We start from the raw sequence: 24105 nt of genomic DNA, 5'->3' as shown, positions 1-24105 counted from the left end.
TTATGATTAATTTTTACCATTAAATGTGCACTTCGATAAAATGGATTTTCACACCTAAAATCGCAAAAAAATCGTAAAAATCAGGAATTTGAGTGTAAAACTGTGAAAAGGCTTTGAAAGGTCTTTAAAGATCCTTGAGAACCCCTTTAAAAACCCTTTGAAAAATAAATTGGTACAAAATCTGATGACAAACTACAGCGGGACAAAGTATCTGTTAAACTAGGGTAGACAGTTTTGTGCAGCAGGCTATACAATGCTGGAAGAGAGCGCAAATTAATTCTAGAATAGCGCAGTGAGTTGCTTTTTTTCCACTTTGTGTGGGTTGAGTGTTTGCATCTTATCTTTATAAAGGCATAAAATAGAGCTCTTGTGAGATTTACCATCACTTTTTTATTGCATCTGCTCTTGCATATAATGGTTTATGATTTGTCTATTTTATCCGTTCTAAAATTGCTTTTCAAGTTGTAGGCCAAATCTTCTATTGACTAAAATCTTTTTTATGGACATATCTATTATGAAAGAATTCGCTTTGTGGAGTCGTATTCTCGACGTTGTGTTTTTATTTCTTATTCTGTCATTTTTGATGTTCCTTTTGATGATAAGGCGTCATGTCCTGATAGCTAAACCGCCAATGTTGGTTTATCAGCCAGTCGTTTTTTTGATTTCATAAGTAAGAATGTTTGAAAAAACGAAATATAACAGCCTCAAAGAGGCTGATGTAAGAGTGGTAAAGATTGCATTATATTCTTAAAATCACTCTGTTGTTCTTTATAAGCATGGCTGGATTTAATTAAAAAGAGCAAAAATTGTTCAGACGATGAGAGAACTTTTATGTGATCAAAAGATTTTTGTAAAATGCGCATAGCCAAGGGGAATCCAAATCGATAATCCAGTGTGCGTTATAAATGGAGTTCGATAGTGAACAATAGCAATGGTGAAAAGAAAATTTTCCTCTTTTGCGGATGTATAAAGCAGGACTTTATAAATTTATTCAGAATCTTATTATAAAATAGCTTACAATGATAATCCTCAAAATGTCTATTTGGGTAGTTTTGAGAGTTCTCATCATCACTAGAAAGAGGCTTTTATTCGTGTTTTATAAGCATAAATTTGTAAATTTTATCTATGTATTGTTTTTGAAACAGTTTCGCACGATAGCTATTGCTAGAACAGAAAAGGTGTTTTTGATCTCAGAGAAAAACTTCTTGATAAAAAATTATATTTTATCACTTGAAAAATTACAGCTTATAGTGCTTTCTTTCTCAACACATTTTTTCCAAAGTCGAAAATAAATTATCTGTTTGCACCGCGCAATTCTCTTGCCAGAATTCTCATCACTGTGCTCGCAGTTTTTTTGCTCGTCACAATCAGAAAAAAAACTCCCATGCTGAGATTAGCAAAACGATTTTTAAATTTAGAAATGTGATCACTTTTATCCACCAATATTTGAAATTCACCTGTTCACTTTGTTATTTGTCTGGGCTGAAGTATTCTTGGATCAATATCCAGGTTAAGGATAGTTCTTTCTTTATAATCTCTGTCAAGCGTAATTGTTATGCATTTTTATTGTGATACATAAAAAAACCGCCTTAAATTAAGGTGGGGTGCTCATTTTCATACTCTTTATTTACTAAAATTTCCAATTGTAAGATTTCTATCGTAAAAGCTCTGGGCAGTATTTTCTGAAGGTTGAAAATAGACCAACTGGTTTCACTCTGAAACGCATTCGTCAGAAATGGCGTATCATTTTGTTTGCAATCGTTTCGTTTTTCACGATCAGAAATAAGCTTTTACATGCCCAAATTACCAAAACGATTTTTAAATTTAGAAATACGACCACCATGATCTACTAATGTTTGAGATCCACCTGTCCAAGCTGGATGCGTTCTTGGATCAATGTCCAGATTAAGGATGTCCCCTTCTTTCCCCCAGGTAGAGCGCGTCGTATACCGGGAGCCATCCGTCATAACAACGGTAATCCTATGATAGTTGGGATGAATATTGGCTTTCATGTGGTAAACTTTCTATTTTGGTAAAACTAAAGTGGCACTTACTCACTTTTTAAGTGCGCTCGCTTCGTCTTTTTGATAAATTGGTTGAAGTTCCCTTTATATAACTAAGCACGCATCAAAAAACAAGTGTTCAAAATGCATTATCGCATCAAGAGTTATAAACAATTTTATAAGTGAGAGAAACTCCAATGAATCTTTTCAATCATTCAGAAAAATCTACAAAATTTTCCCATACGAAGCCTTCATTCTCTTCGCTTACAACTTTTAGTCCTTATCTTGTGCGTTATCGCTGGTTATTTGTCTTTGCCTTTCTTGCTTTGTCTGTTGCTGCTTTTGTGACTCTTGCTTTGCCCGTTGCTATCCGCCAAATGCTTGATCATGGTTTTTCTACTTCAAGTCATGGCCATATTAATTTTTACTTCGCTCTTTTGTTTGTTTTAGCCTTGTTGCTTGCACTTGCTTCAGCTTGCCGTTATTATTGTGTCATCACTTTGGGAGAACGGATTGTTGCTGATTTACGGCGTGATGTCTTTTTGCATATTATGAAACTTTCTTCTGCTTTTTTTGATCGTTCCCATTCTGGTGAACTCGTTTCACGGCTTTTAACAGATACCACTCAAATAAAATTGGCTGTTGGCTCAACCGCTTCTACGGCTTTGCGTCATCTGATTGTGGTGATCGGAGCGATTATCATGATGGTTATCACCAATGCCAAATTGTCTTCGCTTGTTTTGCTTGCTATCCCCTTTATTGCTATTCCGTTAGTTGTTTTTGGGCGCAAGGTTCGTACACGTACACGCGCTGCGCAAGATCGTATTGCAGATGCCAACGCTTTAGCAACCGAACAGGTCAGCGCCATTCGCACTGTGCAAGCCTTTACCGCTGAAAAACTTGTTTCTAAACGTTTTTCGCAGTTGGTAGAACGTGCTTTTCAGACAGCACGTGCTTCCGTGATTCTGCGTTCCTTTTTTACTGGCTTTGCAATTTTTCTGGTTTTCGGCAGTGTGATTGCTGTATTATGGATTGGATCTCAGGATGTTTTGAATGGCACTATGACGGGTGGAACATTAGGTCAATTCGTGCTTTATGCGGTTTTTGGAGCTTCTACCTTTGCACAATTATCAGAACTGGGAGCGGAATTAATCCAAGCAGCAGGCGCTGCTGAACGGCTTGCTGAATTGTTGCAAGAACAGCCTACTATTTTAGCTCCAAAGGCTCCTGCATCATTAGCAAAACCTGTTCAAGGTGCTCTTATTTTTGATCAGGTGAATTTTATTTATCCTTCCAGACCACAAGAGAAGATTTTGCGTTCTCTTTCCTTTTCTGTCAAAGCTGGGGAAACGGTTGCCTTTGTTGGCGCTTCAGGTGCAGGAAAAAGCACAATTTTTTCTTTGATCCTTCGTTTTTATGATCCAACAAGTGGGCAAATTCGCTTTGATGGTGTGGAAATCAATCGCCTTTCTTTGCAAGATTTACGCAGTTCGATTTCGTATGTTCCACAAGATGTCGCCATTTTTGATGGTACATTGCGCAATAATATTATTTTTGGAACCGAAAATGTAACTGAAGAGCAAATCATCGCCGCTGCTAAAGCAGCAAACGCACTTGAGTTTATTGAAGTCTTACCAAATGGTTTGGATACAGAAGTGGGAGAACGCGGTATTATGCTTTCTGGTGGACAAAAACAACGTATTGGTATTGCTCGCGCGATTTTAAGAAATGCTCCCCTGTTACTGCTTGATGAAGCAACATCAGCCTTAGATGCAAACAGTGAAAAGTTAGTACAAGAAGCCTTAGAAGGATTGATGCAAAATCGAACAACACTGGTAATTGCTCACCGTTTGGCAACAATTTTAAAAGCCGATCGTATTCTCGTGATGGAGAAAGGCACTCTTGTTGAAGAAGGAACACATGCAGAACTTGTCGCACAAAACGGGGTTTATGCGTATTTAGCTAAATTACAATTTTCGCCTGAGTAAACTCTTGAATAAACTGTTATTATAGAGTTGTAAGCTGCTGTTATCAACATTGGCATCATCACTGGTTTATAAGTGTTTTGAAGAGTTCTTTCATGAGGATATAAAAGCAATAAGTTATGCGTTTTTATTATCTTTCACTATTTAGCAGAATTCGCATTCTTATGTATGATGCCAATGATTCATTTTTTTAATTTAAATCAGACCCCCGAATACAGTAAAGTTCTTTCATCACAAGTTCTCTTATTATTGAATCAATTAAAGTCGCTTGTTTGCTTGTCATCAGTATGGGGCTGGTGTATGGGTAAAAATGAGTAAAGACAAGGAGTAAAAATACCTCTTATGAATCGTCTCAAGTATCAAGAGCTGTCATAACATTTTGAGTTGACAAAGAGAATGAGAAAGCTTGTTTGTACACTTCATAAGTGTAAAGCTGATGGAGCTCAATGATTTTTTCACTATGCTATTCACGGGCGCACTCATTGTGAAATGGGTTTGCTAGCATTAAGAAATGTTTCTTTAAAGAAAGCGCGTGAATTAACTATGGCATGGATGTGTAAGGAAAAATACTTTCTACTATAATCTCATTCAAGATGATTGTTTTATGATTTTTAGATAAAATACAGCAATAATAATTTGTTATAATAAAATGAAATCCTAAAATAGTTTGTAAGGGCTTTTTTAAAACTAAATTGTACGTTTTTTAAAAGACTATAGGGTTTAAATGCCTTTTTTGAGGACTCTTTCTAACTTGATGCGAATGTGCTCATTGCCAGCAATGATATTTTTTTTGCGAAAGATATCATCGCCGCCTTCCTTATCCGTGATAAAACCGCCTGCTTCGCGAACCATCAGTATTCCAGCAGCCATATCCCAAATTTGCAGGTTATCTTCCCAAAAACCATCGATTCTTCCAGCTGCGACATAGGCCAAATCAAGAGCAGCAGTTCCAAATCGGCGAATGCCGGAAACTTCCACCATCACATTGCGTAGTTCAATAAGATAGGTTCCATGACCTGGACGTCCCAAATGGGGCATGCCTGTAGCAATCACACAATCTTCTAATCTTCGCCGTGCAGAAACACGACAACGTCGGTCATTAAAAAAAGCACCACTCCCGCGTTTAGCGGTAAAAAGTTCATCATTGATAGGGTTATAAATAACACCAGCAACGATTTTTCCTTGACTTTCTAAGGCAATGGAAACAGCAAAGAAAGGAATGCCATGAAGAAAATTTGTTGTGCCATCTAAAGGATCAACAATAAAACGATGTTGGGAATCTTCTCCAATAATTTCTTCAGATTCTTCCATCAGAAAACCAAATTTTGGTCGTGCTTTGTTTAATTCATTGAAAATAATTTTTTCCGCTTTACGATCCGCTTGGCTTACATAATCTGCCGGCCCTTTCAAAGATACTTGCAAATTTTGCACTTCACCATAATCGCGCACTAAAGAGCGCCCTGCTTTCATAGCGGCTTGCACCATGACATTCATGACTGCAGATTGCGGCATCTTTTATCCCTTATTTATCCTTTTCATTTGCACGACGCAAATAAATCAGTTCATTGGTATCAACAATGATACGTTCTCCGGCGTTAATAAAAGGTGGTACAAGAATACGAATACCATTTTCAAGAATGGCAGGTTTATAAGAGGCTGTGACCGTTTGCCCTTTGAGGGCAGGATCAGCTTCAATAATTGTCACACTCACCTGATCGGGGAGCGATATGCCAATCGGTTTTTCTTGATAAAGTTCAACAGTTACAGTCATCCCGTCTTGGAGAAAAGCAGCACGTTCACCAACAAAATCCTTTTGTAATTCAAGTTGTTCATAGGATTGCGAATCCATAAAAATCAAAGCATCACCTTGTTGATAAAGGAAAGTAAAATCTTTTTGTTCAAGACGTACTCTTTCAACCGTTTCGGCTGCACGAAAGCGCTCGTTGAGTTTTGTACCATCTATCAAATTTTTCATTTCAACTTGATTAAATGCACCACCTTTTCCTGGTTTTACAGCATTGCATTTTACAGCGACCCATAAGCTTCCCTGATGTTCAATCACATTACCAGGTCGAATTTCATTGCCATTAATTTTCATCGTCTTTATCCAATTCCATTCTTGCAAAAAGTTCTCTCTTTTTACCCTTGAGAGAGATCACTTATCGTCTTTGCAGAGAGAAAAGCCTAAAAAAAAGTACTCCCAAAAAACTTTTGTGTATTTTCGCTTTGTCAACCTTTGCAAGACCATAAAAAGCACTCAGACGCAAGGATTTTAAAAATTTGCACAAAGATTTTTGTGAGAATTTATAGATTTGAAGCAAAAAACATCATTTTTCTGAAGCCTGTGTTAAAAAATAGGCAGAAGCTTTATGATTTCTTTACGTGCTTCTTCCAGCTGTGCATGGTCCATACCTTCAAGCATCATTTCAAGATCGGGGGCTTGTATTTTTGCTTGCTTTGCAAGCATATACCATGCCGCTGCTTTTACTATATCGCCTTTTGTTCCTATTCCATCGCGATAAAGTCTTGCCAGAGAAACCTGTGCTGGCGCGATCATTTTGGTGGCATTACTTAGAAGAAGATGAAAAGCACGTGGAAAATTAGTTTCTCCCCCACGACCTTGTACAAGCCATTGTGCTAAAAGAATTTGGGCTTCAAGATGTTTATTTTGTGCAGCAACTTCCATAAGTTTGCGTGCATTACGATCATCCTTTGGCCTTGTTAAAGTCCCTAAAGAAAGAATTTTTGCTGCAGCGAAAGCAGCTGCAGCATCACCAAGGGCTGCACCTTTTAAGAACCATTTTAGTGCTTGATCTATTGCCTCATTTTCTTGGCTTTGGGAAAAAACACCTGCAAGAACCTGCTTCTCGCGTGAGGCTTTATAAAGAAGCAATTGCCCATAATAATAATAGGATTCTTTTATGCCAGAATCTACAGCTTTTCGAATAAATTGTTCACCAAGTTCCTGGTTTTGTGCAATAAAATTACCATCAAATAACATAAGTCCATAACGCAATTGCGCTTGTGGGTCACCTTGTTTTGCTGCACGTCCAAACCACAAAGCAGCGCGTGCGCCATCTATGGGAACAGCACATCCTTCTATATAAATCCGAGCAACCAGAGTTTGTGCAAAGGGATCATTTTGTTCAGCGCGCCTGAGCGCTTCACGAAAAGCTTTCAGATAATAGCCTTGGATATAATAATCATAGGCTTGATCATATTCTCCAGCTTGCAAGGGGCGGAAAGGTTTTTCAGTGTTTGCAGGATCTTGGATGGTATTGAAAGAGCGTTGAAAGCTTGAGGGTTCTTCAGCAATGCTAGCAGAATTTGCAATAGAAATTGTAAATCCAATCATTCCCAAGGTCACTAGCTTAATGCTTTTCTTCATCATAGATATTTTCCTCCTCATCACAGTGAAGAAGTTTCACATTTTTCTTTTCTCATTTCAAGCAGGGGAAAAGAATTATTATACACCAAGATGTTCTCTTTGATGGCAATAAATGCACATGCGCTTTTCACCATCTCATCAAAATTTACAAAATCGTTTGTTGTTTTTTATGGGAGGAATTTTTGTCCTTTAGGGGATTGAAGAAGTTAAAACAGATACCACGCATTTATAGCAATACTCTTTTAAGGGCTCATCATCTAAAATCAAAAAGCATTTACATTGAGGAGAGAGTTGCCTTTTAAAAATACGCATAAATGCTGATAAACAGAAAGTATAGCACTCTATAACACGATTTTTAAAATTTTCATTTTAATCAGAGATCAACTGTAAAATTGCTCTTTGTTTTACCGAGGTGAGAACTCGAAATCTTTTTAAAAGCAGGTATTCCTCTCTGCTCGAGATTATTTCATCATGATGGTATGGGCTCTCTTGTTTTATTAAGATATCGACATAAAAAAGGAAATAGAAACATTCATGATATCAGCAATTTTCTTTAAACGCCCCGCTCCTATACGATTTAATCCCTTTTCGTATTTCTGAATTTGTTGGGGGCTTACTCCTAAGCAATGCTCTAATTGTTTTTGAGACATTTTCAGCATTTTTCGCTTAAAACGAATTTTTTTGCCAACAAAAATGTCGTTATGAGGTTTTTTTTTGGGGCATTTCTCTCCGCTGGGTGCAAGCGTCCTTGCATTGGTATTCCGCGAGTAATTAAGCATTGAGCTCGAGTCAGTTTTTCGCTTTTAGTGCTGAAAAGCACTTGGACATAGCAAAAACTTCCGAAATTTCCACATTAGTGGGTTCATTTTTATGATCGAACTTAGAAGCCTGTTTTCCCTATTGACCGTTACGTATACGATCAAAACGTCTTTTAAACCATAAAGTAATTTTGACAATAAAAATTGAAACAGTTTTTGAAGCGAATTTTTTAAGGTGAGAGTTGTTAGCTTCTTATCAGACTCAAAATAATGAGAAAAGCATAACTGTTTAGTTTATTGGCTCTTGCTTGCTAGAGCAAATTATCAATAAACGGAGTGTGCTTTACACACTAAAGGTGAGGGTGTTATTCAAATTTAATTTAATACATAAGCAGATTTCTCTGGATCTATAGTAGAACCCGCTTCGCCTAATCATTTGGAAAGTTTTCTCATTATTTCTTTTACGTGTTCATTAAAAGAAAGGTAGTAAACTTCATTAATATCTGAAGGGATTTTAACGCCTTTGTTTGTAGAATAGCGATATTATTAAGAGGAAGTACGAAGATTAACATGCCCATTTTGAAAATAACATTTTGTTAAGCACGAGGTCGAGCTTCTATTTCACCGTCAGATTCAGCATAGCTTCTATCATCATGTTTGAATAGTACAATACCAAGTTCTATAGGATTGTTATGGATTTTTTTTTCAAAGTTTCAATGAGGGTTCAACCATTACCGCTAGTATTTTGTAAAATGTATTGTTCGAAATTAAACCTGCGAAGAGAAAGTTTAAGGTTTTTTAAGGAGTCATGATCATGTCCGTGAATGATAAAGATTCTTTATCTGAGGTATTGGAAGAAGTTTTTGGAGAAGGTTGCAAACCAGCTAACTATCCCTCCCTTTAAGACTCTGATTTGATATACTCCAGGGAATTTATGTGGTAGAGGTTTATCTTCTATGATTGCCATATCCATGCTGGCAAATTATCTCTTTAAGGTCTTCAAATGTTCCTCTGTATTACATTTGATTTGCGTGCCGATTTTATATTCCCCATTCTATCATCAGTCGTTGGTATTAATAATCAATATTAAAAATGATGATTTCCCTTAGTTATGATTCTTTCTTCTTGTACTACATCAAAGGGAATACTAGCTCTTTCATCTCATTTTACTGAATTTTGAGGCAAGAAGAATGCATTTTTATCACCTTTATCTGTAATTGTAGGCGCTATTTGGGTATTGAGGGATGACGTGGTGAGCTTTTTAATTAACGTTTTTATTTTTTTATAAGAATAAATTTTACAAAGGTGAATTTTCACATTTTTCTTGCATCATTTTAAGCAGTATTAAGGGGTTATCATGGGCAAAAATGACTTCTTCGACGGCAATAAATTCACATGCGGTTTTTATCACTTCATCAAAGGTTGCAAAATCGCTTCCTGCTTGAACGATGGCAGGGATTTCCATAATCTCTGCCCACCATCGTGCTAACTGGATATTGCGAGGATGAGCATGTGGTTTTTTATCCGCACCTAATTTGCCAAATAACAGATAATCAACACCTGCCTCTCCAGCAACCATCGCACAATGGCGATTGCGGATATTGCCAAAGCCAATGATTTTTTGTTCATTTTTTTGATGATTAAAGTGTTCGAGAGCCTTAAGATCACCTTCTATATGCAAACCATCTGCCTTTATTCGTTCAGCAATTCTCCATTCACTAGCGATGAGAAGAGCCGCACCGTTATTTTGAATATCCTCTGCATAGATTTGCGCTTGTTTTTGTAAAAAAACTGCATCATTCTGCTCTTCTTGAGAATCATAGACGATAACGCATGCAAAAGACTTCGTTTGTAAAATTTGTCGCAAAAAGGTGAGCGTGAAAGAACGCTGAACATCTAATGTTAAAACCAATTGCGGAAAAGGATAATACTCAACTGGTTTATTCTTTTGTTTTGTCATACAAAATCCTTGACTCTAAAAAAGAAATTTGACACTTAAAAATTAAAAACTCATTTTAACTTCGCGTTTTTGTTGAAAGAGACGACTACTTTATATAACTTTTGGGGGGCCATTATGGCATACCAGAGTGTTTTAAAGCATAATATACATCCTTTTCGTCGTGATACACGCATGGATGTTTTTCGTTCTTTAGCGTTGTTAACAATTTTCATCAACCATATTCCTGGAACTCTCTATGAGTTTATAACACATAGAAACTTTGGTTTTTCTGATTCAGCAGAGGTCTTTGTTTTGCTTTCAGGGGTTGCTCTTGGACTCAGCTTTCATAATCGCTTACAGCAGGAGTCTTTTCCTTTTATTGTGCATAAACTTTGGCGCAGAGCTTTTCAGCTTTATGCGGCACATCTTTTCACCACCTTTGTTACGTTAAGCCTTTTTTTAGGAGCCTTTTGCTTATGGCGAACAGAGAAACTTTTATCGATGAATAATGTAGGTTTATTTTTTACACAACCTTTCATTGCTTTTTTTAGCGTCTTAAGCTTTGGATATCAATTGGGGTATAATAATATTCTTCCTCTTTATATTGTGCTCATGCTTTTTGCGCCTTTTGCGCTTTATTTGAGTTGTAAAAAAAAAGGACTGTTGCTTTTAGGCTCGTTTATGCTCTACCTCCTCAGCGGATTTTATGAAATTGCTCCTCCTTCTTATCCATTAAAGGGAAAGTGGTTTTTGAATCCTTTGTCCTGGCAATTCCTGTTTGTTATAGGCTTGACAAGCAGTTTATCTCTTCAGCAAGGAAAAAATATCGCCTTTCAGACTTTTTTTGTCGTTTTTGCCGCTGCGTATCTTTTGTTTTCTCTGTTATGGGTCCGCTTAGAATGGTGGGGTGTTTTGGGGTGGCTTGGTTGGTCTTCTCCGTTGATTAATTTTAATAAAACATTTTTAAGTTTACCGCGTCTGCTTCATGTTATTGCGTTAGCATCGTTGATCCTTTGTTTGCCTCGCTTTCATATGTGGTTTCATGTTTCAGAACAGCATCCCTTAGCAATTTTAGGGAAACACAGTCTTCCCGTCTTTGTAACAGGGACTATTTTTGCTATGGTAGGGCAAATTTTAAAAACAGTGATGACAGGAACGTTTTTCTCCGATAGCCTCTTGATTATAAGTGGTATTGCTCTGCAATTTTTAGTCGCTTATTATTGTGAAAAACGCCCATCTCTTCACCGGTTTTTCATAAGGAAACCTGTCCGTTTGTAATGGCGTTCCATGACACGTTAACCTTAGCATAAGAAGTATGTTGCGCAAAAGTTTGAAAGGAGGTACTCATTAAAAAAAGCATTGCTCAATAGGAAAGGAAACTTTTTACCCCGCATTTCGTTGAGTGTCATAATCTTTGTGCTGATATTTGGAGTATAAAAGTGTGAGTGCATATAAACGTCCCTACGATGAACTCATTATCATGGTTGAGCATAATGCTTTTGACAATGCTTTTAACCGTCTTTACGAAGAAACAATGGCGCTGATTGAAGAAACAGCAACTTATATTGATACGGAGGGCAAATTAGCAACACGCTCTCTCTCAGCAGAAGTTTCTGCTCTTTATGCCAAAGAAGCGATGTATTTAAGTACACGGCTTATGCAAATAGCTTCTCAACTTCTCCTTCTTCGTGCAGAGCGCGAAGGAGAAATGTCACCAGAACAAATACAAAAAGAGCTTGAGAAAGTCTCGCTTCATACACCGACGCTGAAACTAGAAAGCGCTCATTGGCAGGAATTTCCGGAAGTCTTCCGCCACTTCGTCGCTCGTTCCCTTCGTTTAGAAGCACGCATGCAATATTTGCGCACAGGCAGAGAAGGCGTATCTTCTCCTATCTTGGAGGACGAAAATCCGGTGGGAAAACAAATCGAATTGCTTAAGACAGCTTTTCGGCGCGTTTAGAAATTTTGTATCTGTTGTTTTTTTTTCTCTATTCTGGTTGGGATGCTTTTTTCTGTGAGAGCTAATTTCGATAGAACCTCTCTCTTTCCTCTGTACCATTGCTTTGTACTTTTATTCCTTGTTTTTTTACTGTTTAGCCATTTTATTTAAATGCGGGAAAAGTGTAGAGGTTTTTTATGGGAGAGGCATTTGCTGTTGAAGAGGCGATTGGCATTGAGAAAACGGTCTCCTGTGCTTTGTCTAGAAATACGTATGCAATAATTTGAACATTGGGGGAGAATGTGTATTTTTCTTGTCTTGGAGAACGAAAATCGGATAGGAAAACAAATCGAATTCTATCTTTCTTTCGTGCATCTATTCAAATACGGAAAAAGTGTATAAACTTCACTTTATGGCAGAGGCGATTCGTATTATAGGCATTGATCCAGGATTACGGCGAACAGGATGGGGGGTTATCGATTTCTCTGGAAACCGTCTTCAATTTGTTGCAGCGGGTACGCTTTCTTCTGATGCACGTTGTAACCTTGCTTCTAGGCTTTGCCAGTTGTACAAAGGGCTAGCAGATATTTTGCATCAATTTATGCCTCATGAGGCTGCCGTAGAACATGTGTTTGTCAACAAAGATGCTACGGCAACTTTAAAACTTGGTCAAGCACGGGCCATTGCACTACTTGCACCAGCGCAGGCAAATTTGCCTGTTTTTGAATATGCTCCGAACAAAGTGAAAAAATCAGTTATTGGAGTTGGTCATGGTGATAAAAAACAAATTCATATGATGGTGAAAGTCCTTCTCCCACGTGCTGAATTTAATAGCAGTGATGCCGCTGATGCGCTTGCGCTTGCTCTTTGCCATAGTACTCACCGTATTAGCGCCTCTCATCATGCAAGGATTATGGCATGATTGGCAAATTAAAAGGTATCCTTGAACACATCTTTGATGATCATATCATTGTGAATGTTCAGGGTGTAGGCTATGTAGTTTTTATTTCAAATCGCCTACGTCCTTCTTTACCAGCCTTAGGTGAGAGTTTAAATTTGTTTATTGAAACTCATGTGCGTGAAGAAGCCATCCGCCTTTTTGGTTTTATCGCGAAAGTTGAACAAGAATGGTTTTGCTTATTACAAAATGTGCCTGGTGTAGGGGCAAAAGTTGCTTTGGCAATTTTAGGAACTTTATCGCCGGATGAACTGGCACAGGCGATTGCCTTAAACGATATTGCAATGATAAGTCGTGCTCCAGGTGTTGGTAAAAAAGTCAGTGAAAGAATTGTGAGCGAACTGAAAAGCAAAGCTCTACCTTTTAGCGAAAATATGATCCATAGCGCTCCACTTCCTCATCTGGAGATGACCAATCAACCTACAAATGATGCACTTTCCGCTTTGATCAAGCTTGGTTTTGAACGTGATCAAGCAGCTAGGGCTCTTGCTTTGGCGATGAACGCTCTTGAAGGGGAGACTGTTTCTTCTGCACTGCTTATTCGTTATAGTCTCAAATTACTTTCTCCTCCTACTTAGTGCAAGGTCACAATGCATAAAGATGAAGATCAACGCCTTTTGGGTGCCGTTCCCCTTCCTGATGATCCAGATCGCTCCTTAAGACCACAAGTGCTTGATGACTTTATTGGTCAAGAGGCGGCACGTGCAAATTTAAAAATATTTATTGAAGCGGCGAAAGCACGTCAAGAAGCACTTGATCATGTTTTGTTTGTAGGACCACCTGGTTTAGGCAAAACAACGCTTTCACAAATTATGGCCAAAGAATTAGGGGTTAATTTTCGCTCTACCTCAGGTCCTGTTATTGCTAAGGCAGGAGATTTGGCAGCTCTTTTAACCAATCTAGAAGAGCGCGATGTTCTGTTTATTGATGAGATTCATCGTTTGAGTCCTGCTATTGAAGAAATTCTTTATCCAGCCATGGAGGATTATCAGCTTGATCTTATTATTGGTGAAGGGCCGGCAGCACGTTCGGTTAAAATTGATCTTGCTAAATTTACTTTGGTTGCGGCAACTACACGTTTGGGACTTTTGACCACGCCATTACGAGACCGTTTTGGTATCCCAATTCGGTTGAATTTTTATACCATAGAGGAATTGGAATATATTGTTCAGCGTAATGCTCGGCTTTTTTCGGTACAGATCAGTGATGATGGCGCCCATGAAATTGCACGTCGAGCACGCGGTACTCCACGGATTGCTGGACGACTTTTACGGCGGGTTTGTGATTTTGCTCTCGTCAAAAGAGCAAAAAAAATTGACCGACAAATTGCTGATGAAGCACTGTCTCGTCTGGAAGTTGATCATCTAGGGCTCGATCCACTTGACCGTCGTTATTTGTTGCTGATTGCACAAACTTTTTTAGGTGGTCCAGTTGGTATTGAAACCATTGCTGCTGCTCTTTCTGAGCCGCGGGACGCTATTGAAGATATTATTGAACCTTATCTTCTCCAACAAGGTTTTATTCAGCGAACTGCCCGTGGGCGAATTTTGCACCAAAAAGGTTGGAGTCATTTAGGGCTTTGTGCCCCTGCTTCCACGGTTTTAATGCAAAAACATCCTCAACTGTTTGATCTGCCAGACGATGTATCCCGCCAGACGATTTCATGGGATGAGGCTGATGATTGAAAACTCCTTCTTCAAGAGCTGATATGCAAATGTTTTGCATGGACGATATGTCATGGATTCTAAGCTCACTGCTCGTGGGGGAATTTTGCACTAAAAAGCTTGGAGCCATTTAGGGTTTTGTGCTCCAGCTTCCACGGTTTTAACACAAAAACATGTTCAATTGCACGAGATGTGCAATAATTCATTATGATAGACGACTTTATGGGATGAAGCTGATGCTGGAAAAAAAAAACTTTCAAGAGTAGTCATACAAATGCTTTTCATGATTTTCAAGTTCGGGTTTATGTTGCTGATACAGATTTTTCTGGTGTGGTTTACCATGCGCGCTATCTAGAATTTTTTGAACGGGGACGGTCAGAGTTTTTACGGGATACAGGTTTTAATAACAAGCTCTTAGCATCAGGTATTGAGGGTGAAAAACTATTTTTTGTTGTACGTCATATAGAAATCAATTTTTCTAGATCAGCACATATCGACAATCTTTTAACCATTAAAACACGCATCAGTCGTCTTCAAGGTGCACGCTTTTTCATGGAGCAATATATTCTGCGTGGCGATCACATGTTGGTCACAGCAAAAGTTGAAATTGCCCTCATTAATGAAGAGGGAAAACCACGACGTTTACCTAAGGAACTTTTTTCAACAATTGTTGTTTAAAAGTGACCTTTGTTAAAGAAGTGCTATGATAGTAGTTCTCTCTAAAGATTAAAGTGCAGTTTTTTTGTTAAATTTAGAAACTATAAAACAATCTGTTTTATTAAATTTTAATGAAAGGTTTATTTAGAGGGACAAAAATTATGCCACACATAGAACTAACAAATCCGGAAACAATTGGCATAGTGCATTTGTTTATGCAAGCGGGTTTCGTTGTGAAAGCTGTTATGATCGGGTTGCTGCTGGCTTCCATATGGAGTTGGGCAATTATTTTTGATAAAATCTTGACTTATCGGAGAATACGGCGTGAAATAAAACAATTTGAACGTATATTTTGGTCAGGTAAACCTCTTGAAGACCTTTATGCAACCTGTAAAAGTCAGCGCACAAGTAGCATATCAGCGGTTTTTATGGCAGCAATGGTGGAATGGAAAAAATCTCTTGAAAAAGGAATCCATACATCAATAAGTTTGCAGAGCAGGATTGATAAGGCTATGGATCTTATTTTAGGGCGTGAAAGCGCAAAAATAGAAGCAAAATTAAGCTTTCTTGCTACACTTGGATCAGCTGGTCCTTTTATCGGCCTTTTTGGAACAGTTATTGGGATTATGGGGTCGTTTCTTTCTATCTCAGCCTCTCAAAATACCTCACTGGCTATTGTCGCACCAGGTATTGCAGAGGCTCTTTTAGCAACTGCAATTGGCTTGTTTGCCGCAATCCCAGCCGTTATTGCTTATAACAAATTTGTTAATGAAAGTGCACAGATTATTGCAGAGATAGAAAACTTCGCCGATGAATTTTCAACAATTATATCACGGCGTATTGATGAGACACTCACATCTCATTCACCATTATAAGAGGAGCTGCCTATGGGAATTTCTGTTGCTTCTTCTGTTTACAAAAACACACGTGGACGGCGTCGTTCACACAGTAAAATGATGAGTGAAATCAATGTCACACCTTTTGTTGATGTCATGTTGGTACTGTTGATCATTTTCATGGTTTCTGCTCCTCTTTTGGTAAACGGTGTTCCGCTTGATTTGCCGCGTAGTCAAGCCGGACCAGTGCGAATGGAGAGCACGCCATTGACAGTTTCACTCGATGGACAAGGGCGCTTGGCTCTCAATCAAGACTATTATGAAACATTTGAAGCTTTAATTGCACAACTTAAAACTACGCTCAAAACGGATCTTGCACAGAAAAACCAACGTATTTTTGTGCGTGCTGCTAAAACTATTGAATATCAAAAAGTATTACAATTGCTCGCTGAACTTCAAAAAGCAGGTTTTTCACAGGTTGCTTTAGCAAGTTTGGCACAATAAAATTTCTTAGAGACTGTCGCTTATTGTCTGTAAAAACGACAAACAGTGGTTAAAAGTGAAAAATGCAAGGCATAGAGATGAACAAAGACTCTCATCATAGCACGAAACGAGGCTTAGCTTTATCTCTGGCTGTTCATGTGATTTTTCTCAGTTTGGGAGGTACTTATTTTACCAATTTTGTTTCTTTGCCACAGCAATTGGAAGCAATTCCTATCACTCTTGTTTCTGTGACCGAAGAATTCGCCTCTCAACAGGGTGCTTTGAATGCTCCTGTGCACGCAATTCCCGCAGTAAAGCCTACTACCAAACCACAAGAAAAAGAAGACGCTCGTTATTTTGGAGAGGGACAGATAGATAGTCTCGCGCCTTTTAAACCAAAAGAAAAACCACGCCCCGTTGAAACAACACCTTCACCATCTGGAGAGGCAAAGGTGTCGGAAAAGTCTTTATCAGTAATCAAGGAACAAGAATTACGAGAAACAAAAGCAGAAAAAGTTTCAGAAGGACCTTTAGAAATTGCTCAGAAGGTTGCGCCAGAATCTCTTGAAGACGTGCGTCCAGAGGTTTCTGAGAAAGTTGCGCCTGAGACAGTCCAGCAAATGCATAAAAATCCAAATGAGATATTGCCACAAGACTTGGCTCCAACGGAACAAAAAGTCCCTTTAGAGCAAGAAACAAGATATCAACAGATTCCCAAAATTGCACTGCCAGAACAGTTTCCTTTCCCACAGTTTAAACCAAAACCCATCAAAGAATCTGCTGTGCAAAATGCGCAAGCAACGAAAAAGCAAAACCAACAAATGAAAGAAAAGATCATAGAAGATATTTTGACAAAGGAAGAAAACAATCTGCTCAATCGTGCACGGAGCCAAGGAGGGGGGGCAAAACGCTCCAGCGAACCAGAAGCTTTGGGGGCAAGAAAAAATATCAACGATACCACAAAAATGGCACAAACATTGGTCAGTATTGCTGGAGGGTGTATTCAAAAAAAGCTTAAACTTGTTGCTCTTGGTGGAGATTTAAAAAACCGTCCGGTTATTCGTTTGCGGTTTTACTTAAATCGTGAAGGAATGGTTATGGGGGATCCCATCATTGACCCCTTAAGTGGAGAACAGAGTCAGCAAACTATTATGATAAGACAGGTCTATGCAGCTGTTTTTTCATGTCAACCTTATACAGACCTTCCACGCGATCAATATGATTTGTGGGGACAGGGTTTTGATTTTAATGTTGATCCCCTTCAAGAGATAATTCGATGATATATACTCTATTTTCGCTCTTCAGTAAAAGGATACACATCCATGATGATTATGACGACACGCACATTTTTTTCTTGGTTTATTGTCACTTGCGCTTTGTGGTTTACAAGTTTTTCATCTGTTCCTGTTCATGCACAACTGAAAGGCACTATTTCAACTGCTGATTTTAATCCCATTCCCATTGCGGTTACGGATTTTTTTTCCAACGATTCAATTGGACTGAAGATTGCAGCGGTGGTGGCAGCAGATCTTGAACGGTCAGGACTTTTTTTACCGCTTAATAAGAATTCTTTTTTGGAAAAAATCTCCAATCCTAACCGTCAACCCCATTTTCCTCATTGGCAAGAAATAAAAGCTCAAGGTTTGGTCACTGGACAAGTGATAAGAGAAAACGATGGACGTTTGAGGGTCGATTTTCGTTTATGGGATGTTTTTGGACAGCGACAACTCAAAGGACGGCGCTTTTATACAGCGACAGAACGTTGGCGGCGGGTCGCGCATATGATTGCAGATGAGATCTATAGTGAGATGACCGGAGAAAGTGGTTATTTTGATACACGGATTGTTTTTATCGATGAAACAGGTCCCCAAAATGCACGTATCAAACGTTTAGCAATTATGGATCAAGATGGAGCAAATTTGATCTACATTTCTGATGGTAGTGAATTGGTGCTTACACCGCGTTTTTCACCCAAACGGCAAGAAATTACTTATATGGCTTACGAACATAATCAAGTACCCCATGTTTATCTTCAACAAATTGAAATGGGACAAAGGGAGTTGATAGGAACTTTTAACAATATGACAATTGCTCCGCGTTTTTCTTCTGATGGACAAAAAGTGATCATGAGTTTGTTACAAAATGATGGGAGCGCAAATCTTTACACTATGGATTTGCGCACACGTATGATGACGCGTCTTACCACAACGTCTGCCATTGATACTTCAGCTTCTTATTCGCCAGATGGGACAAAGATCGTTTTTTCGTCGGATCGTAGTGGAAAGCCGCAAATTTATACGATGAATGCCGATGGGAGCAATCTCCAGCGTATTTCTTCAAACGAGGGCAGTTATTCTACACCCATTTGGTCTCCACGTGGTGATTATATCGCTTTTACTAAACAATTGGATGGACAATTTTCTATTGGCGTTATGCATCCTGATGGACAAGGAGAACGAATTTTAACCACCGGTTTTCACAATGAAGGACCAACTTGGGCTCCTAATGGCCGCGTGTTGATGTTTTTTCGCAAAAATCCGGGTATGGGTCCCAAAATCTACACAATTGATATTACTGGACGCAATGAACGCCAATTGTCCACACCCAATGATGCTTCTGATCCAGCATGGTCGCCATTGCTCAATATACAATAAACTCGTTGCTCAATAAAAAACAGCAGATAAGCAATGCGCTCAGAAATCGTAACTGTACCTATAACTTAAAAAGGGGATATTGCTACTGATAATCGGTTTATCTGAATATGTGACAAATTTTATAAAACTTTTATTGTAATTTTCCATATGGAAGGTTTTCTTGAGGGGATTTCTATTGACAAAACTTCCTTTAGAAATATCCTTTGCGCCCGTGAATCTTTAAGTTAAGATTTGAGAGAAAAAGTGGCGTGGTGGAAAGGTCGCCTTTATAAAGGATAGGGATGTTACTAGGTGAGAAATATAATATCAGCGAAGGATTGGCAAAGGCGTTATTATTGTTTTGAGGATAAGTTTCTGTGATGTCCGTTGAGATTTCAAAATTCTGGCGTCATGTGACCAAAGGCTTACTCTCAAAACCTTTAAAATTCGGTTTTTTATCCCGTTGGCTCCAATCAGATCTTTTCTAGGTAATTAAAAAAGTCAAAACACAATGTTATAGTGACGCGGCATAAAAAACTTGTCACGTAAGGACATGACAAGGATTCTCTAAAATCGTAATCGAATAATAACGAAATCCGTCTTGTGATGAGATGTTATAGGATGAGGAAAATATACTCTTTATACAAATACTTTGCGGGGTGTTTGGCATGGGTATTCTGGTATTGTTCGTTGTCCTGCCTATGGTGATAGGTTTCTCCGCTTATCCCTTTCCCGTGCACGTGATGCGCGTCTTTTACTTTATTGTTATGCCGGTTGTTTTTTAGAGAGCTTATACAAGCTCACATAAGAATTGGTCTCATCAATAAACAAACATTTTTGAATAAAGCTTATTGTCATAGGTTTTCTTTTTCAAAACATTTCTGTTCTGATGGCAAAAGAGAAGGTTGATAAAGCAGAAAAAATTTGGCAAACAAAGCCAACCCATTAAAGATAAATCAGCAGAAGCTTATTTTGCGTATGCGGGTATTACTTGTGAATTGCCTCCTCATTTACGCTTTCATGATAAATGTCACCATTCCTTGGGAATAACTCCGCCCGCGTTGGTTGCTCTTGTTAAGGACTGAACATCTTTCCCATTATTTTATTTAAGATATTCATTTTATTTTAAAATTGAGGGTTCATTGTTTTATAAATGTAAGTTCATTTAAAAAGAGGGGCTTAAAGGCATTGGAAATTTTATTTCTCAATGTGCAGGACAAAAAGGTGTTGCTAGGGGTAATAGGTGAAAGTGGTTGATCGATTTTGGACCTTGAGAAGGGTGTATTTTTAGGGAACTTACTTTTGAGGTTTTCGTTGAAAGTGTTTTAGAGTATGCAATATGCATGCGAAACTTCGCTGTGAGGAAGTTTTTGTCTCTGTGTTGTCAGATAAAACTCCAGCCGATAAAATCTATGCAGAAAAGGGTGGTGGGTGGTGACCTCGAAGAGGGAGAGTAGCACAACAAAAATTGTATGGAAAAGGTTAGGCAGGTTCCTATAGAGAGATGCGAACCGGCATCATTATACTTTTTGCTAACTCCCGATGGTGCAGCCTACTCTTGCCTTGATAAGGTTTATGAGAGGCGTAGTGACTCTTTTCTAAAATGGTTTTTATCCATAAATTGATCCTTCTTATGAGATGCAGACACATGATTTTTTCTAATTTTGAATGCAGGGGGATGAAATAAGAAATTACTGTATTCGAGGTTTGCATACACGCTGTAAAATGTTTATTATCTTTGTGAATCAATATATTATTGCAGTAAACACTTGCAGAGGATGATGGAGAAATGATTGCATGAGGAAAAAATTTGACAAAAAACTTTTGAGGCTTTCAGATTTGAGATTTTTGTTGAAAGTTTTTTTTAATATACATGCGGCCCCGCTGTGAGGCAGGGTTTTTTATAGGTCGGGAAAAAAATGAGAGATACTTATTTGGTCAAAAGTGGTTAAGAATCTCTCAGGGAGAAGGAGAGAGCGCAGTTAAGAAGAAGACAGCACAGGGGAGGATTGATATACTAAGGATTGCCTGCACGGTTAAGCAGATAGTTTTGCCAAAATCTCATCGCTGACATCAAAATTGGCATAAACATTTTGCACGTCATCATCTTCTTCTAATGTCGAAATAAGCCGTAAAATTGACAAAGCTTTTTCTTCATCTACGGGTGTAAGGGTGGTAGCTTTCCAAATAGTTTTGATCGATTCTGCTTCGCCAAGTTTTGTTTCAAGCATTTTAGAAACTTCACCAATATCTTCAAATGCACAGATAATATGATGCCCAGTCTCTTCCGATTGCACATCTTCAGCACCTGCCTCTATCGCCGCATCCATGATTTTGTCAGCTGTTTCTGTTTCCAGCTTATAGATGATTTCACCAATCCGATTAAACATGAAGCTTACGGAACCTGTTTCTCCTAGTGCTCCACCTGATTTGGTGAAGGCAGCGCGCACGTTTGAAGCAGTCCGGTTACGATTATCCGTTAAAGCTTCGACAATAACTGCAACACCACCTGGACCATATCCTTCGTAGCGCACTTCATCGTAATGTTCAACATCACCCCCTGAAGCTTTCTTAATTGCACGTTCAATATTGTCTTTCGGCATTGATTGTGCTTTCGCATTCTGCACTGCAAGCCTTAAACGCGGATTCATAGCCGGATCAGGAGAGCCTTGTTTGGCTGCAACGGTAATTTCACGTGCAAGCTTTGAAAATATTTTCGAGCGCATTGCATCTTGACGCCCTTTACGGTGCATAATATTCTTAAATTGTGAATGGCCTGCCATGGTTTCCCTTTCAGTTTTTCGGGGGGGTCCTTTCAGTTCTCAAAGATCCCTTAGGTGTTTAACCACCTATTTCGATGGAATAAATGGATCAAAAATCTGCCAAAAAATTCATCTTACCATAAGGTAAAGTGATCGAGTAAGCTCTTTCATAAAAAAAATCCTCTTAAAGGTAAAGAGGTTTTCTTGAAAGATATCATTAAGCTAGTGTCTTGTCGTCAATCAAAAATCACGCTATAACAGAGTGTAATTTCTTGGAAAAAGTGGTTTATTCCATGTCTCGCTTTATCGGAGTGGGTGAGAAGAGGCTGACAATATAGGAGAATTACTCTAGATAGGAGAGACTACTCCAAAGCTCCGAAAGTGGGCAATAACATGCCTGTTCAAAAGGCGAATAAAAGGATATTATAAAAATGGCAACGCAACTTTTAATGCCCAAAGCTACAGCTGTTTGGCTGGTTGATAATACAGCGCTTACTTTTGATCAGATTGCAGAATTTTGTAAACTGCATGTACTGGAAGTAAAAGCTATTGCTGATGGTGAAGCAGCTTATGGTATTAAAGGCCTCGATCCTATTAGTTCTGGTCAATTAACACGCAGTGAAATTGCACGTGTGGAAGCAGACAAAAACGCGCGCTTGAAAATTTCTCAGTCAAAAGTTCATATTCCAGAAAAAAAACGTAAAGGTGCGCGTTATATCCCTCTTTCGCGACGCCAAGATCGCCCAAATGGTATCTTATGGTTGGTGACCAATCATCCTGAGTTAAAAGATGCACAAATTGCACGGTTGATTGGAACAACAAAGGGAACTATTGAACAAATTCGCCATAGAACCCATTGGAATAGTGCTAATTTAGTCCCTCTCGATCCGGTAGGGCTTGGCTTGTGTTTGCAAATCGATTTGGATATCGAACTTCAGCGTGCTGCAAAAAATCGCCCTCTCTCTAACGAAGAAGACAGATCTTTACTCCCCGCATCGGTTACAGAAAATGTTGCTATCCATGAAGAGGAACATGAACAAGATTTCAACAAGAATTTTGATGCTGATAAAGTTTTTGCTAAACTCAATGCATTGCAGAAAAATCGTGAGGATGACACATCAACAGAATGACACATAATAAAGGAAACTCCGATTTCACATTGATGCTTAAAGGCTGCCAATGAGAGAGTTATTGGGAGGAGATTGTTGGAGACTAAAAAGAATGGTTGGGAAAAATAAAAAATATTTTTTCTTCATTAGGAATTAACGGTTATCCTTGAAGCACTGTTGAAAGAATATATCTCACTTCAATAGTGGTGTTTACTAACTAAGGAGAATCAGTACATGCGCTCTCTCATAAATATTATCCTTCAGCCCTTAGCCGTGGTCCTTTTTTTCTCACTGTCCCTGGTGGGGTGTGAGAAAAAAAATGTCGGTGCACTCAGCGGTATGCGTGGCGCTTTTTTGAATGATGCGGGTTTTAATCGGGCACCTTTAGGTTCAGGGCAGGATTTTACCATTAATGTTGGAGATCGTGTTTTCTTTAGTCTTGATTCTTCTTCTATTGAGCCTGACGCTGAAGCTATTTTAGTGCGTCAAGCAGAATGGTTGTTGCGTTATCCCTTCTATTCTATTGTCATTGAAGGCCATGCTGATGAACGTGGTACACGTGAATATAATTTGGCTCTTGGTCAGCGCCGAGCCGTTGCTGTACGCAATTATTTGATTTCTCTTGGCGTGTCTGCGCAGCGGGTGCAAACAATTTCTTATGGAAAAGAAAGACCAGTAGCAGTGTGTGACGATATTTCTTGTTGGAACCAAAATAGACGTGCTGTTACTACGATCAATAATATGAACGGTAATTAAAAAAACAATGGTTTGCTTAAATATTGAATTGGTTCTTGAGAGGAGAAAAGTATGTGGATGTTTTGTAAAAAAAAATTGAAAATTGTCTTTTATATGGCGATCCTTATAGCCTGCTCTGCTTCGTTTGCTCAAAGTACGGCACGGTGGGTTTCTCAATATTTTACACATGACTCGGATTCTAGTGCTAAGGATAAGACCTCCGATGCGGTGAACGAGTCTGCTCCTGATGCGGCAG

At 38.7% G+C, this 24105-nt stretch carries 19 protein-coding genes and 2 pseudogenes; 14 read left to right on the top strand and 7 right to left on the bottom strand.

Going from position 1 to position 24105, the window contains the following annotated elements; genetic code table 11:
* Nucleotides 1–1790: 1790 nt before the first annotated feature.
* Nucleotides 1791–2012, bottom strand: coding sequence for a 50S ribosomal protein L31 (rpmE, locus tag O9A_RS00560; protein ID WP_034457759.1), 222 nt, complete (start codon nucleotides 2010–2012; stop codon nucleotides 1791–1793).
* Nucleotides 2013–2200: 188 nt separating this feature from the next.
* Here rpmE and O9A_RS00555 point away from each other — a divergent pair, with 188 nt between their 5' ends.
* Nucleotides 2201–3991, top strand: a complete 1791-nt coding sequence (locus tag O9A_RS00555; RefSeq protein WP_034457757.1) for an ABC transporter transmembrane domain-containing protein — start codon at nucleotides 2201–2203, stop codon at nucleotides 3989–3991.
* A 717-nt stretch (nucleotides 3992–4708) separates the two neighbouring features.
* On the opposite strand, the gene O9A_RS00550 is transcribed toward O9A_RS00555, so the two are convergent.
* From O9A_RS00550 to O9A_RS00530, 5 genes and pseudogenes are all read right to left on the bottom strand, one after another.
* A complete protein-coding gene (locus O9A_RS00550; protein ID WP_034457755.1) occupies nucleotides 4709–5500 on the bottom strand; it encodes an inositol monophosphatase family protein in 792 nt (263 codons plus the stop codon).
* A gap of 10 nt (nucleotides 5501–5510) precedes the next feature.
* On the bottom strand, nucleotides 5511–6086 hold the full coding sequence (efp, locus tag O9A_RS00545) for an elongation factor P (protein ID WP_034457753.1): 576 nt from the start codon (nucleotides 6084–6086) through the stop codon (nucleotides 5511–5513).
* Between the two features lie 249 nt (nucleotides 6087–6335).
* Nucleotides 6336–7379, bottom strand: coding sequence for a tetratricopeptide repeat protein (locus O9A_RS00540; RefSeq protein WP_034457750.1), 1044 nt, complete (start codon nucleotides 7377–7379; stop codon nucleotides 6336–6338).
* 366 nt (nucleotides 7380–7745) lie between these two features.
* Nucleotides 7746–8035, bottom strand: a pseudogene (locus O9A_RS00535) (helix-turn-helix domain-containing protein).
* A gap of 1396 nt (nucleotides 8036–9431) precedes the next feature.
* Nucleotides 9432–10094 (bottom strand): thiamine phosphate synthase, encoded by a 663-nt coding sequence (locus tag O9A_RS00530; protein WP_034457748.1) that lies wholly within the window; start codon nucleotides 10092–10094, stop codon nucleotides 9432–9434.
* 114 nt (nucleotides 10095–10208) lie between these two features.
* Here O9A_RS00530 and O9A_RS00525 point away from each other — a divergent pair, with 114 nt between their 5' ends.
* The 11 genes and pseudogenes from O9A_RS00525 (at nucleotide 10209) to O9A_RS08075 (ending at nucleotide 20328) form a co-directional block, all read left to right on the top strand.
* A complete protein-coding gene (locus O9A_RS00525; RefSeq protein WP_034457746.1) occupies nucleotides 10209–11351 on the top strand; it encodes an OpgC family protein in 1143 nt (380 codons plus the stop codon).
* Between the two features lie 163 nt (nucleotides 11352–11514).
* Nucleotides 11515–12033: a DUF1465 family protein gene (locus O9A_RS00520; RefSeq protein WP_034457744.1), complete on the top strand. Its 519-nt coding sequence runs from the start codon at nucleotides 11515–11517 to the stop codon at nucleotides 12031–12033.
* A 391-nt stretch (nucleotides 12034–12424) separates the two neighbouring features.
* Nucleotides 12425–12934: a crossover junction endodeoxyribonuclease RuvC gene (ruvC, locus tag O9A_RS00515; RefSeq protein ID WP_034457742.1), complete on the top strand. Its 510-nt coding sequence runs from the start codon at nucleotides 12425–12427 to the stop codon at nucleotides 12932–12934.
* Nucleotides 12931–13548, top strand: coding sequence for a Holliday junction branch migration protein RuvA (gene ruvA / locus O9A_RS00510; RefSeq protein ID WP_034457740.1), 618 nt, complete (start codon nucleotides 12931–12933; stop codon nucleotides 13546–13548). Before ruvC ends, ruvA begins: the two co-directional genes overlap by 4 nt.
* 12 nt (nucleotides 13549–13560) lie before the next feature.
* The gene (gene ruvB / locus O9A_RS00505; RefSeq protein ID WP_034457738.1) at nucleotides 13561–14655 is read left to right on the top strand and encodes a Holliday junction branch migration DNA helicase RuvB; all 1095 of its coding nucleotides are present in this window, start codon (nucleotides 13561–13563) and stop codon (nucleotides 14653–14655) included.
* A gap of 234 nt (nucleotides 14656–14889) precedes the next feature.
* Nucleotides 14890–15312, top strand: a pseudogene (gene ybgC, locus O9A_RS00500) (tol-pal system-associated acyl-CoA thioesterase); the annotation flags it as partial.
* A 140-nt stretch (nucleotides 15313–15452) separates the two neighbouring features.
* Entirely contained in the window at nucleotides 15453–16166 is a 714-nt protein-coding gene (gene tolQ / locus O9A_RS00495) for a protein TolQ (RefSeq protein WP_034457735.1), read from the top strand.
* A 12-nt stretch (nucleotides 16167–16178) separates the two neighbouring features.
* Nucleotides 16179–16631, top strand: a complete 453-nt coding sequence (tolR, locus tag O9A_RS00490; RefSeq protein WP_034457733.1) for a protein TolR — start codon at nucleotides 16179–16181, stop codon at nucleotides 16629–16631.
* 77 nt (nucleotides 16632–16708) lie between these two features.
* A complete protein-coding gene (locus O9A_RS00485) occupies nucleotides 16709–17890 on the top strand; it encodes a hypothetical protein (RefSeq protein WP_034457731.1) in 1182 nt (393 codons plus the stop codon).
* 45 nt (nucleotides 17891–17935) lie between these two features.
* Nucleotides 17936–19264: a Tol-Pal system beta propeller repeat protein TolB gene (gene tolB / locus O9A_RS00480; protein WP_195890924.1), complete on the top strand. Its 1329-nt coding sequence runs from the start codon at nucleotides 17936–17938 to the stop codon at nucleotides 19262–19264.
* Nucleotides 19265–20148: 884 nt separating this feature from the next.
* The gene (locus O9A_RS08075) at nucleotides 20149–20328 is read left to right on the top strand and encodes a DUF7146 domain-containing protein (RefSeq protein WP_051665517.1); all 180 of its coding nucleotides are present in this window, start codon (nucleotides 20149–20151) and stop codon (nucleotides 20326–20328) included.
* A 951-nt stretch (nucleotides 20329–21279) separates the two neighbouring features.
* On the opposite strand, the gene O9A_RS00470 is transcribed toward O9A_RS08075, so the two are convergent.
* Nucleotides 21280–22026, bottom strand: coding sequence for a YebC/PmpR family DNA-binding transcriptional regulator (locus O9A_RS00470; RefSeq protein WP_034457726.1), 747 nt, complete (start codon nucleotides 22024–22026; stop codon nucleotides 21280–21282).
* Nucleotides 22027–22436: 410 nt separating this feature from the next.
* Between O9A_RS00470 and O9A_RS00465 the strand changes: the two genes are divergently transcribed.
* Both O9A_RS00465 and pal read left to right on the top strand, forming a co-directional pair.
* Complete coding sequence (locus tag O9A_RS00465; protein WP_034457724.1) at nucleotides 22437–23135, top strand: DUF1013 domain-containing protein; 699 nt, start codon at nucleotides 22437–22439, stop codon at nucleotides 23133–23135.
* Between the two features lie 213 nt (nucleotides 23136–23348).
* The gene (gene pal / locus O9A_RS00460; protein ID WP_034457722.1) at nucleotides 23349–23870 is read left to right on the top strand and encodes a peptidoglycan-associated lipoprotein Pal; all 522 of its coding nucleotides are present in this window, start codon (nucleotides 23349–23351) and stop codon (nucleotides 23868–23870) included.
* The last annotated feature ends 235 nt before the right edge of the window (nucleotides 23871–24105 follow it).

Source organism: Bartonella koehlerae C-29, assembly GCF_000706625.1.
GTDB lineage: Bacteria > Pseudomonadota > Alphaproteobacteria > Rhizobiales > Rhizobiaceae > Bartonella > Bartonella koehlerae.
The sequence above is the reverse complement of the archived record's forward strand: the minus strand, read 5'-3'. Positions and strand labels throughout refer to the sequence as shown.

Bases quoted from the DNA above. Each gene is read 5' to 3' on its own strand.
- efp (WP_034457753.1), bottom strand. From the start codon at position 6,086: ATGAAAATTAATGGCAATGAAATTCGACCTGGTAATGTGATTGAACAT.
- O9A_RS00465 (WP_034457724.1), top strand. From the start codon at position 22,437: ATGGCAACGCAACTTTTAATGCCCAAAGCTACAGCTGTTTGGCTGGTT.
- O9A_RS00550 (WP_034457755.1), bottom strand. From the start codon at position 5,500: ATGCCGCAATCTGCAGTCATGAATGTCATGGTGCAAGCCGCTATGAAA.
- tolB (WP_195890924.1), top strand. From the start codon at position 17,936: ATGATTATGACGACACGCACATTTTTTTCTTGGTTTATTGTCACTTGC.
- O9A_RS00470 (WP_034457726.1), bottom strand. From the start codon at position 22,026: ATGGCAGGCCATTCACAATTTAAGAATATTATGCACCGTAAAGGGCGT.
- pal (WP_034457722.1), top strand. From the start codon at position 23,349: ATGCGCTCTCTCATAAATATTATCCTTCAGCCCTTAGCCGTGGTCCTT.
- O9A_RS00540 (WP_034457750.1), bottom strand. From the start codon at position 7,379: ATGATGAAGAAAAGCATTAAGCTAGTGACCTTGGGAATGATTGGATTT.
- O9A_RS00555 (WP_034457757.1), top strand. From the start codon at position 2,201: ATGAATCTTTTCAATCATTCAGAAAAATCTACAAAATTTTCCCATACG.
- O9A_RS00485 (WP_034457731.1), top strand. From the start codon at position 16,709: ATGAACAAAGACTCTCATCATAGCACGAAACGAGGCTTAGCTTTATCT.
- rpmE (WP_034457759.1), bottom strand. From the start codon at position 2,012: ATGAAAGCCAATATTCATCCCAACTATCATAGGATTACCGTTGTTATG.
- O9A_RS00530 (WP_034457748.1), bottom strand. From the start codon at position 10,094: ATGACAAAACAAAAGAATAAACCAGTTGAGTATTATCCTTTTCCGCAA.
- tolR (WP_034457733.1), top strand. From the start codon at position 16,179: ATGGGAATTTCTGTTGCTTCTTCTGTTTACAAAAACACACGTGGACGG.
- ruvA (WP_034457740.1), top strand. From the start codon at position 12,931: ATGATTGGCAAATTAAAAGGTATCCTTGAACACATCTTTGATGATCAT.
- ruvB (WP_034457738.1), top strand. From the start codon at position 13,561: ATGCATAAAGATGAAGATCAACGCCTTTTGGGTGCCGTTCCCCTTCCT.
- ruvC (WP_034457742.1), top strand. From the start codon at position 12,425: ATGGCAGAGGCGATTCGTATTATAGGCATTGATCCAGGATTACGGCGA.
- tolQ (WP_034457735.1), top strand. From the start codon at position 15,453: ATGCCACACATAGAACTAACAAATCCGGAAACAATTGGCATAGTGCAT.
- O9A_RS00525 (WP_034457746.1), top strand. From the start codon at position 10,209: ATGGCATACCAGAGTGTTTTAAAGCATAATATACATCCTTTTCGTCGT.